This is a genomic window from Propionivibrio sp., from assembly GCF_017995515.1.
Taxonomy (GTDB): domain Bacteria; phylum Pseudomonadota; class Gammaproteobacteria; order Burkholderiales; family Rhodocyclaceae; genus Propionivibrio.
Map to the genome: position 1 here is coordinate 1 of NZ_JAGOIT010000074.1, position 17,363 is coordinate 17,363.

A 17,363-nucleotide genomic window follows, 5' to 3' on the forward strand; every position below is an offset into this window, starting at 1 on the left:
CTGCTTTTTGCATCGATCATCGCCGTCGCTCTGATCATCGAGCGCTTGGTGGCGCTGCGTCGGTCCAAGGTGCTTCCCGCCGGTTTGCTGCAACGCGTTGTTGCCGAGTACCGGCAGGGTGCGGTAAACGAAGCGATGCTCAACAACCTCGAGGCTCAGTCGCCACTCGGTCGCATTCTGGCGGCCGGTCTGCGCAACGTCGGCAGTAGTCACGAGATCATGCGAGAGTCGATTGAAGAGGTCGGCGGCGCGGTCGCCCACGAGCTTGAGCGCTATCTGACGACGCTCGGTACGATCGCCTCGATCAGCCCGCTGATGGGATTGCTCGGTACGGTCGTCGGCATGATCGAGATTTTCGGCTCGCAGTCGCCAACCGGGACCAATCCACAGCAACTCGCACATGGGATCTCGGTGGCGCTCTACAACACGGGTTTCGGCCTGGTCATCGCTATCCCGGGCATGATCTTCTGGCGCCATTTCCGCGCGCTGGTCAATGGACTGGTACTCGAGATGCAGCAGCAAGCGGTTCGTCTGGTCGAGGTTTTGCACGGCGAACGCAAGGCTTGAGGAGCGCGCGATGAACTTCCAGCGCGGTCGCGGCCATGACGAACCCGAAATCAACCTGATTCCCCTGATCGACGTCCTGTTGGTCATCATCATCTTTCTGATGCTGACGACGACGTATTCCAGGTTTTCCGGGCTCGAGATCAATCTGCCGACCGCGGATGCAAACAGCCAGGTCGAGCAACCGAACGAGATCAACGTGGCGATCACGGCGAGTGGGCAGGTGCTCGTCGACAAGGTGCCGCTGGTCGCTGCCGAGGTGAAGGCGATCAGCGAGGCGCTGCGCCGCGCTGCCGGCGATCGCACCGACCCGGTGATCGTCATTAACGCCGACGCCAAGGCAACGCACCAGAGCGTTGTTGACATCATGCAGGCGGCGCAGACTGCGGGTTATCCGCACATTTCGTTCGCGACGCAATCGCCCAACTGATCCGTGCCGGCGAGTGGCTGATGGGTCTCCTCGATCTCGCTCAGCGCTTGCCGCGGTTGTGGTATCAGAGGCCGCTGGCGGTCTCTCTCTATCCTCTGTTGCCGCTGTCCTGGCTGTTCCGGGGGCTTGTTCAACTCCGTCGCGCCTTGTACGCGTTCGGCGTCATGCGTTCCTTCCGGTTGTCGGTTCCGGTTGTCGTCGTCGGCAATCTGACGGTCGGCGGAAGCGGCAAGACGCCGCTCGTCCTCTGGCTCGTCGATGAACTGCGCGCGCACGGTTGGAGGCCGGGGGTTATCAGTCGTGGTTACGGTGGTGCCGGAGAAGGTGAACAGGTCGTCGGGGCTGATTCGGACGCCCGTGTGGTCGGTGACGAGCCTTTGCTGCTCGCACGGCGCAGCCAGGTGCCGGTCGCCGTCGGGCGCGATCGCGTTGCAGCCGGCCGTACGCTGCTGGCCGCGTATCCCGAGTGCAATGTCATCGTCTCGGACGATGGCCTGCAGCACTACCGTTTGCAGCGCGACGCCGAACTGATCGTTTTTGACGGGCGCGGCGGCGGGAATCAGCGCATGCTGCCCGCTGGTCCGCTGCGCGAACCGATGCAGCGATTGCGATCGGTGACGGGCGTGGTCTGGAACTGCGAAGAACGATCGGGATTCGCGCTTGCGGCAACGCTCCCGCAATTCCGGATGATTCTCTCGGGGCAGAGCTTCTCAGCCCTGTCCGACCCTTTGCGCCGTTGTCAGGCCGACGACTTGCGCGGGCGGCGACTCTTCGCCATTGCCGGTATCGGCGATCCTTCCCGTTTCTTTGCGCAACTCGCTCGACTTGGACTGGATTTTGAGGCACATCCCTTTCCCGATCACCATCGTTACCAAGCCGGTGATCTCGCGTTTGCGCGGGATGGCGTGCTGCTGATGACCGAGAAAGATGCGGTAAAATGCGCCGCGATGGATCTGGATGATGCTTGGGTGTTGCCCGTTGCCGCCACGATCGAGGCAGCGCACGACGGCAAGACCTTGCTCGGTACAATTTTGGAGAAACTCGATGGACGCACGCCTGCTTGATATTCTTGTCTGCCCGATCTGCAAGGCCAATCTGGAATACCGCAAGGCTGAGCTGGAACTCGTCTGCAGACCCTGCAAGCTGGCTTTCCCCGTCCGTGACGATATTCCGATCATGCTGCAGGAAGAGGCGCGGCAACTCCGGGCCGACGAAGAATAGTCGATCGGATCAGACATGACTGCCGGTAATTTCAAGATCGTCGTCCCCGCGCGTTACGCATCGACCCGCTTGCCGGCAAAGCCGCTGCTCAACCTCGGCGGCAAGCCGATGGTCGTTCGCGTCGCCGAGCGCGCCGCCTTGTCCGGAGCGGATGAAATCTGGGTGGCGACGGATCACCCCGAGGTGCTTGCGGCGGTCGAGCAATGTGGGCTGCCTGTCATGTTGACCCGGACGGATCATCCCAGCGGCACGGACCGTCTGGCCGAAGTCGTCGAAAACCGGGGCTGGAGTGACGAAACAATCGTCGTCAATGTGCAGGGCGACGAACCTCTGATCGATCCGGAACTGATCTCGCTGGTTGTGGACAAGCTTTCAAGTTCGGATGTGGACATCGTGACCGTCGCACATCCGATTGGCGATGCTGCCGACTTTTTCAATCCGAATATCGTCAAGGTTGTTTGCAAGGCAAACGGCGAGGCGATGTATTTCTCCCGCGCGCCGATTCCCTATGCGCGTGATCATTTTGCGCAAGACCCTGCAAGAAAGACGCTGCCCGCCGGAATGGCGGCTTTCCGTCATGTCGGCCTTTATGCCTATCGCGCCCGCTTCCTGCGCGCGTATTCTCAGCTGCCGCCGTCGCCGCTCGAAAGTATCGAGGCACTGGAGCAATTGCGAGCGATGTGGAATGGTTTCCGTATCGGCGTTGTCGTTTCCGATCATCTGCCAGTCCCCGGCGTCGATACGCCGGAGGATGCCAAAAGAATGCAGGATGTATTTGCGCGTTCGCAGTGAGTGCGGCGTCGAGATCGTCCGGTTGCAGCTTGTTCGAGAGATGGCAATGCCTGGTTCAGTAGCGGCGTGGTGTCGTTCGGCCTGATTTCTTTGTTTGCGTCTAATCTTGGGAGATAACATGAAACTGATTCTGCTCGGTCCACCGGGTGCCGGGAAGGGTACTCAGGCGTCGTTCATTTGCGAAAAGTACGGTATTCCGCAGATTTCCACCGGGGATATGCTGCGTGCCGCGATCAAGGCCGGCACGCCGCTCGGGATCGAGGCCAAGAAGGTGATGGATCTGGGTTGTCTCGTTTCCGACGAGATCATCATCGCCTTGGTCAAGGAGCGCCTGCTCGGCGACGACTGCAAGAAGGGGTACTTGTTCGACGGTTTTCCGCGCACGATCCCGCAGGCCGAGGCCATGAAAGCGGCCGGCGTGGCGATCGATTTCGTGCTCGAGATCGATGTTGCCGATTCCGAAATCATCGAGCGCATGGGCGGGCGCCGCGTGCATCTGGCATCCGGACGAACCTACCACGTCAGGTTCAATCCGCCGAAGGTCGAGGGGAGAGACGATGTCACCGGCGAGGAACTCATCCAGCGTGATGACGACCAGGAAGACACGGTCAAGAATCGCCTGAAGATCTACCACTCGCAGACGCAGCCCTTGATCGAGTACTACGAGACCTGGTCGGCGACGGGCGACGGCAATGCGCCCAAATGCCGGAAGATACCCGGCATCGGTAGCGTTGATCGGATCAGGCAGGCCGCATTCGATGCATTGAGTTGATCAAGAAATGAAAACGCCCATCCAGGTGACTCGCGAACCTGGATGGGCGTTTTGCTTGGCCGGCCTATTCACTTGCCCGTCGTTTGAAGTCCTTCAAACGGAAGCCGGTCATCCAGAGCGTACAAAAATACGCCACGGCACCAAGCGCAACGACCGCTGACAGGCGAATCAGTCGTTCAGCCAGCGACCAGCGCATCCAGTCGGCTGCGTCTCCCGTCGATAACCATAACGCGCCGCCCATCATCAGCATCGCTACCGCCAGTTTTACGATAAAGACCGGCCAGCCGGGTTGCGGGGTGTAGATGCCGTGCCTGCGCAAGCCGCGATAGAGCAGCGCGGCATTGAGGCAAGCCGCGAGTCCGATCGAAAGAGCGAGCCCCGCGTGTCTCAGCCAGCCGATCAGCGCCAGGTTGAGCAACTGCGTGGTGGCAAGCGTGACAACGGCGATCTTGACCGGGGTGCGAACATTCTGGCGCGCATAAAAACCGGGTGCCAGCACTTTCACCAGGATCAGGCCGAGCAGCCCGACGCTGTAGGCGATAAGGGCATCGCGCGTCATCAATACGTCGTTGGCCGAGAATGCGCCGTGGTGAAAGAGCGTCGAGATCAACGGGACCGCGATGATGGCAAGCGCGAGCGCTGCCGGAGCTGCAAGCAGCAGCGTCAGGCGCAGCCCCCAGTCGAGCAGTTTCGAATACTCGTCATATCGCTCTGCTGCATGGCATTTGGCGAGCGACGGCAGGAGGATGGTGCCGAGTGCTGCGCCGAGCATGCCTGAGGGGAACTCCATCAGGCGGTCGGCGTAGTACAGCCAGGATACGCTGCCGGTGTCGAGGAACGATGCGAACACGGTGTTGATCAGCAGGCTGATCTGTGCGATCGACACGCCCAGAACGGCCGGAGCCATCAGCTTGAGGATGCGCCTAACACCCTCGTCTTTCCAATTGAGCGAAAAGCGGGGGAGCATATTCACGCGCCGCAGATAGGGGATCTGGAAAGCCAGCTGGAGCGCACCCCCGGCAAAGACCGCCCAGCCCAGCGCCAGTACGGGAGGGTCGAACCATGGCGCAGCGAACAATGCCATGGCGATGAATGTCAGATTGAGAAGAACGGGAGTGAAGGCCGGGATCGCGAAGCGGCTCCATGTGTTCAGAATGCCGCCGGCCAGCGCGACGAGCGACATGAAGAAGATGTAGGGAAACGTGATGCGGGTCAGTTCGACGGTCAGCGCGAATTTTCCGGCGTCGGCAGAAAATCCCGGAGCGGAGACGTAGACAACGTAGGGGGCGGCAACCATGCCGACCAGGGTTATGAGGATGAGTGTCAGCGACAGCAGCGAGGCGACATGGTCAACGAGGCGTTTGGTTTCCGCTTCACCACGTTTGTTTTTGTATTCGCCCAGAATCGGTACGAAAGCTTGCGAAAAGGCGCCTTCGGCAAACATGCGTCGCAACAGGTTGGGAAGCTTGAAAGCGACGAAAAAAGCATCGGTCATCATGCCTGCACCGAATGCTCGGGCGATAACGAAGTCGCGAACGAATCCGAGGACGCGGGAGAGCAGTGTCATGCCGCTTACGGTAACGAGGGCTTTGAGCAGATTCATTCGTTGGGGTCTGTCGCACTACTGAAGAAAGCGCGACATCTTAGCCCCTTGCTTCAGTGCCGTGACGGTGTGGCGTAAAATCTTCGAGAACTTCTTGCGTTCGCGGAAGCTCGTCTGTACAATTTCGCGTTTTCGATTAACCCATCAGCTATTTTAGGGATCAACTCTTATGGCCAACAGCGCACAAGCCCGCAAGCGTGCCCGCCAAGCTGTCAAGCAACGCGCCCACAATAACAGTCTGCGTTCCACCCTGCGTACGGCTGTCAAGCGTGTCCAGAAGGCGATTGTCGCTGGCGACAAGGCTGCTGCTCAAAGCATTTTCCAGGAATCCGTTTCGGTGATCGACCGTATTGCCGACAAGAAGATCGTTCACAAGAACAAGGCTTCGCGCCACAAGAGCCGCCTGTCGGCCCAGATCAAGGCAATTGCTGCCTGATACGCGCGGTTCCGGGAGCAGAATGAAAAACGGCGTCTTCGGACGCCGTTTTTGCTTCCAGGTGCTTGTCGGTTTGCTGGTCATGCGTTTTGGGCTGAGGCGTGTGCTATCAGCTTCAGGTTGTTGTCTTGTGCAAAATTGACGACGAACCGGTAAGCCATTGGTTCAAGCGTGTACAGTTTGCGGTCGACAAACACCGCCTTTTCGCCCTCGCTATGCCCCGGCGTGACATAGGGCGAGTAGGCCATCTTCTTTTCTGCGCCGAACGCCGAAAGAACACCACAGAGTCTTTCGGCCCAGTCGCTTGGTCGGAACCTTCTGCCATCCGATGTCACGCCAATAATGACGAACGAAGTGTCGGTCGGGAAGCGCATAAGCCCCTTTGTGCTTGTAGGCGTTCGGGCTGGATAGCCCGGCATGCGGTGAGAGAGTGGTGGATTCTATCAGAAGCACCTGTTTCGTCTGGCGGCCGTTTGCTTTGCCGTTGCCGTTGAGCGTATGTACAAGCCCATTGTTTTCACCTAGAATTCTTCCCCTTGTTGCAACCGTGTCCGGTTTGTTGTACGGGCACTGAGCGAGTGTCGATGTTCGCGTTATTTCTCGGCGGCGTTAGCCGCCGTTTCAATTTAAGGGCCTCATCAAGGGGTTGGCTATGTCTCATGTAATGAATACCTACGCGCGTTTGCCCGTTGCTTTCAGCCACGGTGACGGCAGCTGGGTAACCGATACCGAAGGTCGTATCTACCTCGACGCATTGTCGGGAATTGCCGTTTCCACGTTGGGGCATAACCACCCGGAGCTGGTTGCCGCCATCGCCGCGCAGGCAGGGCGATTGTTGCATACGTCGAATCTGTACCGCATGCCGCAACAGGAGTCGCTGGCTGACAAGCTGACGACCCTGGCCGGAATGGACGAAGTGTTCTTCTGCAACTCCGGGTGCGAGGCCAATGAAGCGGCGATCAAGCTGTCGCGTTTTTACGGGCATCAGCAGGGTGTCGACAGCCCGGCCATCATCGTCATGGAAAAGGCTTTTCACGGCCGCACCATGGCGACCCTTTCGGCTACCGGGAATCGCAAGACGCAGGCCGGTTTCGAGCCGCTCGTTTCGGGTTTCGTGCGGGTGCCTTACAACGATCTGGCTGCCATCCGGGCGATCGCCGAGCATAACAAGAGCGTTGTTGCCGTCATGCTCGAGATCGTTCAGGGCGAGGGCGGCATCAACATCGCTGACCTTGACTACCAGCGCGCGCTGCGACAACTCTGCGACGAAAATGGCTGGTTGCTGATCTGCGACGAAGTGCAGTGCGGCATGGGACGCACGGGAACCTGGTTCGGCTTTCAACATGCCGGGATTCAACCGGATGTCGTAACTTTGGCCAAAGGCCTGGGCGGCGGGGTGCCGATTGGCGCCTGCCTGACAACCGGGAAGGCGGCGGGTTTGTTCAAGCCCGGCAATCACGGCTCGACCTTTGGCGGGAATCAACTTGCGACGACGGCGGCTTTGACGACGATCGAAGTCGTTGAGCGGGAGCAATTGATCGCCAACGCCGAAGCCGTCGGTGCACTGATCAGGAATGAGTTGGCAAAGGCGCTTTCCGGACAGGCGGGCGTCGTCGACATCCGAGGTCAGGGGTTGATGATCGGTATCGAGCTCGATCGCCCCTGCGGCCAACTGGTTGCGCTGGCTCTCGATGCGGGCTTGTTGATCAACGTGACCGCCGACAAGGTGGTGCGTTTGCTGCCGGCCTTGACCTTCAGTGCGGACGAAGGGCGCGAACTCGTGGCGCGACTGTCCGAGTTGATCCGTAGTTTTCTTGCTTCCTGACTGGTATTGGCCATGACCACACTCAAGCCGAACGTCAAGCACTTCCTGCAATTCAAGGACTTCTCGCGCGACGAGTACGATTACCTGTTCGAGCGCACGCGCTGGATCAAGGAGCAGTTCAAGTCCTACAAGCGCTACTGGCCGCTGAGCGACAGAACGCTGGTGATGATTTTCGAAAAGGCGAGCACGCGTACGCGCCTTTCCTTCGAGGCAGGCGTGCAACAGCTTGGCGGCGCTGCGATCTACTTGAATACTCGTGATTCGCAACTCGGTCGCGGCGAGCCGGTAGAAGACGCGGCACAGGTCATCTCCCGGATGAGCGACCTGATCATGATTCGCACGTTCGAGCAGGATATCGTCGAACGCCTGGCCGCGCATTCACGCGTGCCGGTGATCAATGGCCTGACGAACGAATACCATCCGTGCCAGATCATGGCGGACATCTATACCTATATAGAACAGCGTGGCCCGATCCAGGGCAAGACGGTGGCGTGGATCGGTGACTCGAACAACATGTGCAACACGTGGCTGCAGGCCGCCGAGGTGCTCGATTTCACCGTTAACGTGTCGACGCCGCCTGGCTACGAGGTGGAAAGCGAGCGCGCCGGTCTGCATGGTACGGGGCACTTCAAGCAGTTTGCGAATCCCATGGACGCCGCGAAAGACGCGGATATCGTGACCACCGATGTGTGGACTTCGATGGGTTTCGAGGCGGAAAACGAGGAACGTCTGCGCGATTTTGCCGACTGGCAGGTCGACGCCGAGATGATGCGCGTTGCGCGGCCGGATGCCATTTTCCTGCATTGTTTGCCGGCACACCGCGGTGAAGAGGTGGCGGCCAAAGTCATCGACGGGCCGCAAAGCGAAGTCTGGGAGGAAGCGGAGAATCGTCTGCACGTGCAGAAGGCGTTGATGGAGTACCTTGTCCTGGGGCGCGTTAATCCCTGATGTTCGTGTCGTGTTCGCAAGCGGGATTGAAGGCTGATGGCGGGCTGGTCTGAGGAGCAGGTTGCCAGTTTCGGCATGACCTTCGGCATTTCCGCGTTCATGCTTTTCATGCTCTTCATCATCGCCGAACTGGCGTGGAAATCGAAGGCAGGGCGGGGTGGAACGGCCGTCCTTTTTTTCGTCTTGGCGCTTGGCATGGTTGGATTCGTTGCCAAGATGATCATTCAAAAACTGTGGGGAATGTGAAATGTCTCAATTCGATAACGTGAGCGTCGTCAAGAAGGCCAATGTCTATTTCGACGGCAAGTGCGTCAGCCACAGCGTTGTCATGGCCGACGGCGTGAAAAAGACCGTTGGCGTCATTCTGCCCGCGTCGCTCACTTTCAATACCGGCGCGCCGGAGATCATGGAAGGCGTCGGCGGTTCGTGCCGCGTCCGCCTGAAGGATGAGGCTGACTGGAAGACGTACTCTGCCGGCGAGTCCTTCAACGTTCCGGGCAACTCGTCGTTTGAGATTGCCTGCGACGAGCCTTACCACTACGTTTGTCATTTCGCCTGATAGCGGGATCAGTCATGCCTTCTTTTGATTTTTCTTCGGAAGCCGACCTTGTCGCATTGAAAAACGCGATCGACGTCGTGAGCCGCCAGATCGATGCCCGCTACGATTTCAAGGGGACTTCGGCAAAGGTCGAGCTCAACGAAAAGGATAAGGTCATCACGCTGTCTGGCGATTCCGATTTTCAGCTGGATCAGATCAAGGATCTGCTCTTCCCTGCGATGGAGAAGAAGGAGAAGGAAAGCGTCAAACGTCTTGATCATCAGGCGGTCCAGAAGGTTTCCGGCAACAAGGTCAAGCAGGAATTGAAGATCAAGATCGGGATTGAATCCGAGCTGGCGAAGAAGATCGTCAAGTTGATCAAGGATTCGAAGCTCAAGGTCCAGGCTTCCATCCAGGGTGATACCGTGCGCGTGAGCGGTGCCAAGCGTGACGAGCTGCAGGCTTGCATCGCTGCGGTTACCAAGGCCATTATCGATTTCCCGATCAAGTACGGAAATTTTCGCGATTGATGTCCGTGCAAAACCGGACGCCTGGCTTCCGGGTGTGTTCTAGTGCAAATGTCGTCCAAGGTTGTTGAAGAGGTGGAGCCGCAGGAGAGTCATGAGCCGGCGGTGCTTTCCTGGATCGGTGAGTTGCGCCGCGTATCGATGGCGGTCAGCAAGAAATCCGGCAAGTCCTCGGGTCTTCGGAATCAGATCTACTACGTTCTGCACTGGACGGCGGATGCGCGTGGTTTCGGGGTAACCGTACTGCGCGGGCGCGAGCGGGAAAACGCCGAGGAGTGGTGGTCGATCGACCGATCGCTGATCAAGCCCCCGCCTTTCGCGACCGAGGACGACGTCGCCATACTCGGCCTGCTTTGGGCCGAACGTTCATTCGACAGTGGGCTGCGTGCGTTCGGCCTGGGACCGATGCATGGCGCCGAGTGCATCGGCCGGATGGCGCAAACGGGACGACTGTACGCGGCGAATGACTTTTCGCCGTTGGCTGTTGCGGATTCGCGCCCTGGGCGCATCGCATGGCAGGTCGATACGAATGGGCGGCAGCGGGCGTCCTTCAGAGCGGTTCCAGACGCGACGCTCGTTCTGCCTTTTGCGCAGCCCTGGTTCGTCGACTTGAGCGAAGGCACCGTCGGGCAGCTGATCGTCCCGGGAACCCCCGCGACGATCGCGCAGCTGTTATCCCTCCCGCCGCTGTCCGCGAAGGAAGCGCGCGTGGTGGCCAAGGCGCTGAGTGAGTCGGCGCCCGAATTGCCTGTTCCGACCGAAGATGCTTACGTCCGTTTGCGCTGTATCGACGTCGCCCCGGTGCCGGTGCTACGTCTGCAGACGATCAACACGCACGGCAACAGAAGCTGGCGCGATTACTCGCTAAGCTATGCCGGCGGCGAATTCGATATTGCGTTGCCCGTTTTCCGCTACCAGGACGCCGACGTCAAGCCTGACGACCCGCGTGACTTTTGCATGCTCGCCGATGGCGAGACGGTGCGTATCGCGCGTCGTCTCGATCTCGAGTCGAGGCTGATGCAGAGCCTGCTTGCCGAAGGAATGGAGAAGATTCCAGCGAGTGTTCTGCACACCTTTGGCAGTCCTCCCGACAGTGCTTACGGTCTGACCGACGAGGCCAGCTGGAGCACCTTCATGCAGGCGGCGCTGCCGCGCCTGCGCGACGCGGGGTGGCAGGTCGAGTTCGATGACGATTTTCGGCATTTCATGCTCGAAGTCGATGCCTGGGATGCCGAGCTCATCGAAGCCGACAACGGCTGGTTCGACCTGGACATGGGCATCATCGTCGATGGCGAACGTTTGCCGTTGGCGCCGCTTCTGGCTGCGCTTTTCCGCAGGGATTCACGCTGGCTCGATCTCGTCCTGCTGCGCCAGATCGCCGACGACGAGGCGATCGAGCTCAAAACACCGGCCAATCAGCGCATTCGGGTACAGGCCGGCCGCCTGAAGCCGCTGGCGGCGACCTTGATCGATCTGTTCGACGGCTTCTCCGAGGGCCAAACCCTTCGTCTTTCGCGTTTCGACGCGCCGCGGCTTGCCGAACTGAACGACCGAAGTCGCTGGCAGTTCCGCGGGCAAGGCGATGTCTTCGCGCTGGCTGACCAATTGTCGGCGGCACAGGGGATCAGTCAAATCGAAGCGCCGGCCGGCCTGGGGCTCGAGTTGCGTTCCTATCAACGCGAGGGACTGGCCTGGCTGCAGTTCCTGCGTGCGCAGAATCTGTCCGGCATCCTGGCCGACGACATGGGCCTGGGCAAGACGGCACAGGCGCTCGCCCATCTTCTGGTCGAAAAGGAGAGCGGGCGGCTCGACCGGCCGGCCTTGATCGTCTTGCCGACGTCGCTCATTTTCAACTGGAAGAACGAGGCGGCACGCTTTGCGCCGAGTTTGTCAGTCCTTTCGCTTCACGGCGCCGAGAGAAAAGGGCGGTTTGCCGAGATCCCAGCGCACGACGTCGTCCTGACGACGTATCCGTTGCTGTGGCGCGATGCGCGCGAGCTGACCAAACACAGCTACCACCTGTTGATCCTCGATGAAGCGCAGACGGTCAAAAATGCGCGCAGTCAGGGTGCGGAAGTGGTGCGCAAGATCGATGCACGGCACCGTCTGTGTCTGACCGGGACGCCGCTGGAGAACCACTTGGGCGAGTTGTGGAGCCAGTTCGATTTCCTGCTGCCGGGCTTCCTTGGCGACAGCAACGCTTTCGCCAAGTATTGGCGTGGGCCGATCGAAAAACAGGGTGACTTGCCGCGGCGCGATTTGCTGGCGCGAAGGATTCGCCCGTTCATCCTGCGCCGCAAGAAGGAGGAAGTCGCGCGCGAATTGCCGCCAAAGACGATCATCGTGCGCAAGGTCGAGCTCGGTGGTGGTCAGCGCGATCTTTACGAAACGGTCCGTGCGGCGATGGACGCGATGGTGCGTGAAGAAGTCGCAAGCAAGGGCTTCGGTCGCAGCCAGATCCTCATTCTCGACGCGTTGCTCAAGTTGCGACAGGTTTGCTGCGATCCGCGCTTGGTCAAGGCGCACTCGGCGCAGCGGGTCAAGGAGCGCGCCAAACTCGAACTGCTGATGACCATGCTGCCGGAACAGGTTGACGAGGGACGGCGCATTCTCATCTTTTCGCAGTTCACGAGCATGCTTGCCCTGATCGAAGAGGAGCTGAAGCGGGCCGGGCTCGATTACGTCATCCTGACCGGCGATACCGTTGACCGCGAAACACCGGTGCGTCGCTTCCAGGCCGGCGAAGTTCCCATTTTCCTCATCAGCCTGAAGGCGGGCGGTATCGGCCTCAACCTTACTGCGGCGGATACGGTCATTCATTACGATCCCTGGTGGAATCCGGCGGTGGAGAACCAGGCCACCGATCGTGCGCATCGTCTCGGTCAGGACAAGCCAGTCTTCGTCTACAAGCTCATCATCGCCGGCAGCATCGAAGAGAAAATTCTCTCCCTGCAGGAGCGGAAATCCGATCTGGCAGCGGGAATCCTGACCGCGGATCGCGATGTGGATCTGAAGTTCGGCGTCGATGATCTGGCTGCGCTTTTCTCGCCGTTGCCTGCCTGAACGACTGACGAAGCTTCCGGCAGTATGGCGTCTGTCATTGCCGATCCTTGCTATGGCGTTTGGGTAATGCGGAATCGATAAGATCGACTTTGGCACGGTAAATGCCATGAAACAAAAGGGGTTTTTTGATCGGCTTATCAGCTTTAACTGTTTGACCGAGACGCCGGGGTCGGGGATAATTTCCGATTTTCGCGCTATGCGAGTTCGGCGTGCCTTGCCTTGTTGGTGCCTGGTTATTTGCCGATTGCTCCAGATTTTTGACTTTACAGGATCGAGAAATGACCAAGAACCACTCGTCGCTTGCCATTGACCCCTATTACGATGGCGTTCCCGCGTACATGACCGAAGTGTACGACTGGGCGTATGTCGATCCGAAGTGGGTGCGTGCGCTCGATCACAACTGGGTCGTGCGCGTACTTCTCTTCCTGAATGACCAGCGTCTGATGCGCGCTTACCTGAACGAGATCAAGCCGGGTATGCGTGTCTGGCAACTGGCACACGTCTATGGTGACCTGGTCACGCGGGCGGCGCAGAAAGTGGGGCCGAAAGGCGCCTTCCACCTGACTGATGTTACCCCGATCCAGATCGAGCACGGGCAACGCAAACTCGGCGGCATGGAATGGACCAAGGTTATTCGCAGCGATGCGGCCAGCTTTGCCGGTGAGGACAAAACCAAATACGACCTTATCTGCAGTTTCTTCCTCCTGCACGAAGTGCCGGAAGAAAAGAAGTACGAGATCGTCAATCACATGCTGAACAAACTGCCGAAGGGGAGCAAGGCGGTTTTCGTCGACTACCACAATCCGGCGAAATGGCAGCCGATCCGCTACATCCTGAAAGTGGTCAATCACTACCTTGAGCCGTTCGCCGAAACGCTGTGGAAGAACGAGATCCAGCACTACGCAGCCAAGGCCAGCAAGTTCGTCTGGCGCAAGAAGACTTTCTTCGGCGGTGTTTACCAATGCGTTGTCGTTGAGCACAAGTAACTTCGGACTTGCACGGTAGTGCATTCGGGGGCAGCCTGCTGGCTGCCCTTGTTATTTCGTGCCTATCCCCTTCGTCAGTCGCCCGAAGTATTTTTCAGCAGCTTCCTGCAAGTGTTGGCACGCTGCTGCATCGACAGACGTCGCCTCGGGTGTGGCCGCAGGAATGTGGCAGAATAGGCCGATACCCAGGTTTTCTTATGGCGAGATATGGCATCGGGTTTAATTATCAAGCAAGTCAGACGTGTTTGCGTGGCTCTGCCAAGCGCATGCCGTTTTTCGCTTGCTGTCGGCCTCTACCTAGTCCTGGCGGCGCCACTGGTGCACGCGGTTGATGTCGGGTTGGCGGGATTGTTTCCCGGAAAGGCATTATTGACTATCAGCGGTGGGCCGCCCCGGATAGTTGCCGCAGGTGTTACAACCCCGGAAGGTGTAAGAGTCGTCTCCACCGACGGTGAAACGGCCACCCTGGAAGTGGGCGGAAAGAAGCGTGTGCTGCGCGTCGGGCAGAATGTCGCCGCGCAGCCGTCAACCGGTGGTTCGCAGAAGGTTGTCTTAACGGCTGATTCTGCCGGGCACTTCTTGACGTCGGGAAACATCAACGGAACAACTGTCCGGTTTCTCGTCGATACGGGGGCTTCGATGGTTTCGCTTGGGGCAAGTGATGCGCGCCGGATTGGCATCGACGCAAGCAAAGGTGAGCAGGCAATCACCAGTACGGCGAATGGTCAGGCCGTTGTGACGCGTGTGAAGTTGGACAACCTGCGCGTCGGCGAAATTACGATGAATAATGTCGACGCGCTCGTGCATCAGCAGGATATGCCGTTTGCACTGTTGGGGATGAGTTTTTTGAACCGGATGGAAATGCAGCGTGACGGGGATACCATGACGCTGAAGAAACGCTACTAGGAGATTCAAATGCCGCATCGCGACCAGGAAATTGCCATGCTACGCCGCGAACTTGAGATGCTGATGACTGAGCGGCAAACGTTGCTTCGCGTTGTGGGATCAGGTGCTGCGCTCATCGCCAGCCTGAACAGCAAGCATTTGCCCGTTGGCGCAGTCGAATCAGCCGATCTGCTAGCGACGTCAATCAACTCATTGCCAGAAGAAACGCTGCAGGACGCCCTGAATGCAGTGCGCGCCGAAATCGAAGAAGAGCAGGCTGTCGGAGGGAAGTAACTGCATGGGCGTGCAAACCGAGGCGGCAGCTGGTTTTTTTCCTGGATTCGAGCGCCTGCGGACGGTGCTTTCGTCGGTGCCCTCGCCTGCGTCCGTTTACCTGGTCGAGGATTGCGGCGACGGCGAGGACCTGATTCCCGCAGCCGTGCTTTTCTCCATTGTGTTGCGCGACAACGAGCCATCGGTGCTGCTTACGCAGCGGAATCCTGACCTCAAGGATCATCCGGGGCAGATCAGCTTTCCCGGTGGCCGCGTAGAGCCGCAGGACATGTCGCCGGCCGCTACGGCCCTGCGGGAGGCCGAAGAGGAGGTCGGTCTAGATCCGGCACGCGTGGAGGTGGTGGGCTATCTCCCCGTTTACCGCACGGTAACGGGATTTTGCGTGACACCGGTCGTCGCGATTGTGAAGCCGCCGGTTGATCTCCGCCCAGATCCGGGTGAGGTGGCTGACGTCTTTGAAGTGCCGCTGTCGTTCCTCCTTGACTCGGCGAATCATCAGCGCTGCACCATGCAGTTTGAGGGACGGCAGCGTGACTTCTATGCCGTGCCATACGGCGATCGCTACATTTGGGGCGCGACGGCAGGCATCATTCTCGGCCTCGCGCGGCTTCTTTCTCTACGGTAACTTCTGCTGCACGTGCCGGCCTGTGATTTCTCGTGAACAACGGTCGCAGATGTGACGATGGGGACCGAAGTCCCCACCGGCTTTTCTTTGGTAACAAGGCTCAAGCAGCCTCGGCATAGGCCTTAAGCGGCCAGTGCGAAACGCTCATCGTTGGCGTTTAGAGATTTGCTTCATTAACGTCGATCGCCTGACGAGTTGCCTGCTTTCCTTTGTTCGCCCTGTCGAAACCGGTACACCCCCACCTAAGCACACGATCCGCTTGATGCTTCGGTGAGCTTAGGTGGAGGTGGCGGGAATCGAACCCGCGTCCAGAACGCCGCCAGATCGCCGGAATTACAACCATACGCACAGTATGAGGGTGCAACCTTCAGTATTCAAGATCCTCGCCAAAAAAAATTCATCGCACCTTACCGGGGAACGCAGCCTTGATCTTCAGAAAGAAATAAGCTGCGTCGCGGAAACCATAGGCGGTTCGTTTGATGACCTTGATCATGTTATTGACGCCTTCGAGGATGCTCGTGTTCATCGGAAAGATGGCGGAGGCAAGGATGCCGCGCAGGTATTTGCGCAATCGCTTGGCGAACTGAATGGCGGGCGCCAGCCCGCTATCGATGGCCATGTGAAACCAACTTCGCCAGCGTCTCCGCCCTTCACGGATATCCGGCGCAAACCACAGTTCCTTCAACGCGGTCTTGAGCAGATAAACCTTGGCCAGCGGTTCATTGGCGGCCAGTAGTTCATCGAGCTTGACCGCCTGTCCTTCATCCAGATTGTCCCGGTTGCGCAGGAGCAGCCAGCGGCTGCGCTTGACGACATGGCGTGCTTTCGGCTCCTTCTTGAGTTCGTTCGCCTGATCGACCCGGACCCGATCAACGACGTCACGCCCAAATCGGGCCACGACATGGAAGAGGTCATAGACCACCTCGGCCTGCGGACAATGTTTCTGCACTTCAAGATCGAACGCGGTATTCATGTCCATGGCGACCGCTTCGATCCGCTTGCAGCCCTCCGGCCCGAGCGCCTTGAAGAAGGGGCGGATGTCCTCCCGGCTATTGCCTTTTCCGACCCATAGGACACGCAGGGTTCTGGCATCCATCACCACCGTGGCGTAGCGGTGCCCCTTGTGCAGGGCGAACTCATCCATGACCAGGCGGCGGACATCGCGTCCTTCGAAGGCGCCGTACTTTGCCTGCAACCGGGCAAGGTCGATCTGCTTGATGCTATGCCAGTGCAACCCAGTCAGTTGGGTGACATGGGCAATCGGCAGGAGTTGCACCAAGGCTTCAATCCAGGCGCGCAAGCGTCGCGTGATTCGGGCGTGTCGATCGAGCCAGGCAATCCGCTCGGTCGCCCGAGCACCGCAGTGATGGCAATCCATCCGCCGGACCGATACGTCCAGCCAGACGCGCCGGCCCAGAATGTCGCATTCCCGTATTCGACGCCGGCTGCGTTCATGGACCAGAACGCAGGGCGCCTGGCAGTGCCCGCAGATCGCAGATGTATCGGGAGATTCAAAGAGCCGTATCAGTAGTGAGCCATCCGTTTGCTCACTGCAAGACTCAACAACGTGCCCTTCCCAGAATGAGAGGGCCGACATAGCCATTCAACATGGCGGAGGCGGGGATGATTGAACCCAGCTAATCCATTAGCCATTTTTCGTGATTTTGAGGCAAGTTATGATCCTTGCTGGTGGCGGCGCAGGGGCGATGTCTGTTCAATGGATACCATTAGAGAAAGCCATTGTGGATCATTAGGATAGGTGATGATCATGGCGGGGTCGGTGCTACAAGGGGATGGGTTTTCGGTCAGTTTCAGCAATCGAGAGGTCACAGCCTGGGGCGAGTTGGCCCTGTT

20 protein-coding genes and 1 other RNA gene are annotated in these 17,363 nt (G+C 59.0%); 17 read left to right on the top strand and 4 right to left on the bottom strand.

Features of this window, described 5'->3' with window-relative positions; translation table 11 throughout:
- The 6 genes from KBA32_RS12255 to adk all read left to right on the top strand — a co-directional run.
- A partial coding sequence (locus KBA32_RS12255) for a MotA/TolQ/ExbB proton channel family protein (RefSeq protein WP_294359300.1) occupies positions 1–567 on the top strand: 567 nt, incomplete at its 5' end.
- Between the two features lie 10 nt (positions 568–577).
- Entirely contained in the window at positions 578–994 is a 417-nt protein-coding gene (locus KBA32_RS12260) for a biopolymer transporter ExbD (RefSeq protein ID WP_294359302.1), read from the top strand.
- A 20-nt stretch (positions 995–1,014) separates the two neighbouring features.
- A complete protein-coding gene (lpxK, locus tag KBA32_RS12265) occupies positions 1,015–2,058 on the top strand; it encodes a tetraacyldisaccharide 4'-kinase (protein ID WP_294359305.1) in 1,044 nt (347 codons plus the stop codon).
- Positions 2,039–2,215 (top strand): Trm112 family protein, encoded by a 177-nt coding sequence (locus KBA32_RS12270; RefSeq protein WP_294359307.1) that lies wholly within the window; start codon positions 2,039–2,041, stop codon positions 2,213–2,215. The genes lpxK and KBA32_RS12270 overlap by 20 nt, the downstream gene beginning before the upstream one ends.
- A 15-nt stretch (positions 2,216–2,230) precedes the next feature.
- Complete coding sequence (gene kdsB / locus KBA32_RS12275) at positions 2,231–3,007, top strand: 3-deoxy-manno-octulosonate cytidylyltransferase (protein WP_294359309.1); 777 nt, start codon at positions 2,231–2,233, stop codon at positions 3,005–3,007.
- Between the two features lie 118 nt (positions 3,008–3,125).
- A complete protein-coding gene (adk, locus tag KBA32_RS12280) occupies positions 3,126–3,779 on the top strand; it encodes an adenylate kinase (RefSeq protein WP_294359311.1) in 654 nt (217 codons plus the stop codon).
- A 64-nt stretch (positions 3,780–3,843) separates the two neighbouring features.
- Here the strand turns inward: adk and murJ are convergent, their stop codons facing one another.
- Positions 3,844–5,382: a murein biosynthesis integral membrane protein MurJ gene (gene murJ / locus KBA32_RS12285; RefSeq protein WP_294359312.1), complete on the bottom strand. Its 1,539-nt coding sequence runs from the start codon at positions 5,380–5,382 to the stop codon at positions 3,844–3,846.
- A gap of 169 nt (positions 5,383–5,551) precedes the next feature.
- Here murJ and rpsT point away from each other — a divergent pair, with 169 nt between their 5' ends.
- Positions 5,552–5,818, top strand: a complete 267-nt coding sequence (gene rpsT, locus KBA32_RS12290) for a 30S ribosomal protein S20 (RefSeq protein WP_294359314.1) — start codon at positions 5,552–5,554, stop codon at positions 5,816–5,818.
- 80 nt (positions 5,819–5,898) lie between these two features.
- Here the strand turns inward: rpsT and KBA32_RS12295 are convergent, their stop codons facing one another.
- On the bottom strand, positions 5,899–6,192 hold the full coding sequence (locus KBA32_RS12295) for a DUF3579 domain-containing protein (protein ID WP_294359315.1): 294 nt from the start codon (positions 6,190–6,192) through the stop codon (positions 5,899–5,901).
- A 278-nt stretch (positions 6,193–6,470) separates the two neighbouring features.
- Here KBA32_RS12295 and KBA32_RS12300 point away from each other — a divergent pair, with 278 nt between their 5' ends.
- The 10 genes from KBA32_RS12300 to KBA32_RS12345 all read left to right on the top strand — a co-directional run bounded on the left by KBA32_RS12300 (position 6,471) and on the right by KBA32_RS12345 (position 15,509).
- The gene (locus tag KBA32_RS12300; RefSeq protein ID WP_294359317.1) at positions 6,471–7,643 is read left to right on the top strand and encodes an aspartate aminotransferase family protein; all 1,173 of its coding nucleotides are present in this window, start codon (positions 6,471–6,473) and stop codon (positions 7,641–7,643) included.
- A gap of 12 nt (positions 7,644–7,655) precedes the next feature.
- Positions 7,656–8,591 carry an ornithine carbamoyltransferase gene (argF, locus tag KBA32_RS12305; RefSeq protein WP_294359319.1) on the top strand — a complete coding sequence of 312 codons (936 nt, stop codon included), beginning with the start codon at positions 7,656–7,658 and terminating at the stop codon, positions 8,589–8,591.
- A gap of 75 nt (positions 8,592–8,666) precedes the next feature.
- The gene (locus KBA32_RS12310) at positions 8,667–8,837 is read left to right on the top strand and encodes a DUF2788 domain-containing protein (RefSeq protein ID WP_294359321.1); all 171 of its coding nucleotides are present in this window, start codon (positions 8,667–8,669) and stop codon (positions 8,835–8,837) included.
- A gap of 1 nt (position 8,838) precedes the next feature.
- On the top strand, positions 8,839–9,150 hold the full coding sequence (locus KBA32_RS12315) for a pyrimidine/purine nucleoside phosphorylase (RefSeq protein ID WP_294359323.1): 312 nt from the start codon (positions 8,839–8,841) through the stop codon (positions 9,148–9,150).
- Between the two features lie 14 nt (positions 9,151–9,164).
- Entirely contained in the window at positions 9,165–9,659 is a 495-nt protein-coding gene (locus KBA32_RS12320) for a YajQ family cyclic di-GMP-binding protein (RefSeq protein ID WP_294359325.1), read from the top strand.
- A gap of 48 nt (positions 9,660–9,707) precedes the next feature.
- Positions 9,708–12,719 (top strand): DEAD/DEAH box helicase, encoded by a 3,012-nt coding sequence (locus KBA32_RS12325; protein WP_294359326.1) that lies wholly within the window; start codon positions 9,708–9,710, stop codon positions 12,717–12,719.
- 278 nt (positions 12,720–12,997) lie between these two features.
- Positions 12,998–13,705, top strand: a complete 708-nt coding sequence (gene rquA, locus KBA32_RS12330; protein WP_294359328.1) for a rhodoquinone biosynthesis methyltransferase RquA — start codon at positions 12,998–13,000, stop codon at positions 13,703–13,705.
- Positions 13,706–13,954: 249 nt separating this feature from the next.
- Positions 13,955–14,611 (top strand): TIGR02281 family clan AA aspartic protease, encoded by a 657-nt coding sequence (locus KBA32_RS12335; RefSeq protein WP_294359330.1) that lies wholly within the window; start codon positions 13,955–13,957, stop codon positions 14,609–14,611.
- A 9-nt stretch (positions 14,612–14,620) separates the two neighbouring features.
- Positions 14,621–14,884: a hypothetical protein gene (locus KBA32_RS12340; protein ID WP_294359332.1), complete on the top strand. Its 264-nt coding sequence runs from the start codon at positions 14,621–14,623 to the stop codon at positions 14,882–14,884.
- 4 nt (positions 14,885–14,888) lie between these two features.
- On the top strand, positions 14,889–15,509 hold the full coding sequence (locus KBA32_RS12345; RefSeq protein WP_294359334.1) for a CoA pyrophosphatase: 621 nt from the start codon (positions 14,889–14,891) through the stop codon (positions 15,507–15,509).
- 52 nt (positions 15,510–15,561) lie between these two features.
- Here the strand turns inward: KBA32_RS12345 and ssrA are convergent.
- Positions 15,562–15,900: a transfer-messenger RNA gene (gene ssrA, locus KBA32_RS12350) on the bottom strand.
- Positions 15,901–15,906: 6 nt separating this feature from the next.
- On the bottom strand, positions 15,907–17,112 hold the full coding sequence (locus tag KBA32_RS12355) for an ISL3 family transposase (RefSeq protein ID WP_294359336.1): 1,206 nt from the start codon (positions 17,110–17,112) through the stop codon (positions 15,907–15,909).
- Between the last annotated feature and the right edge of the window lie 251 nt (positions 17,113–17,363).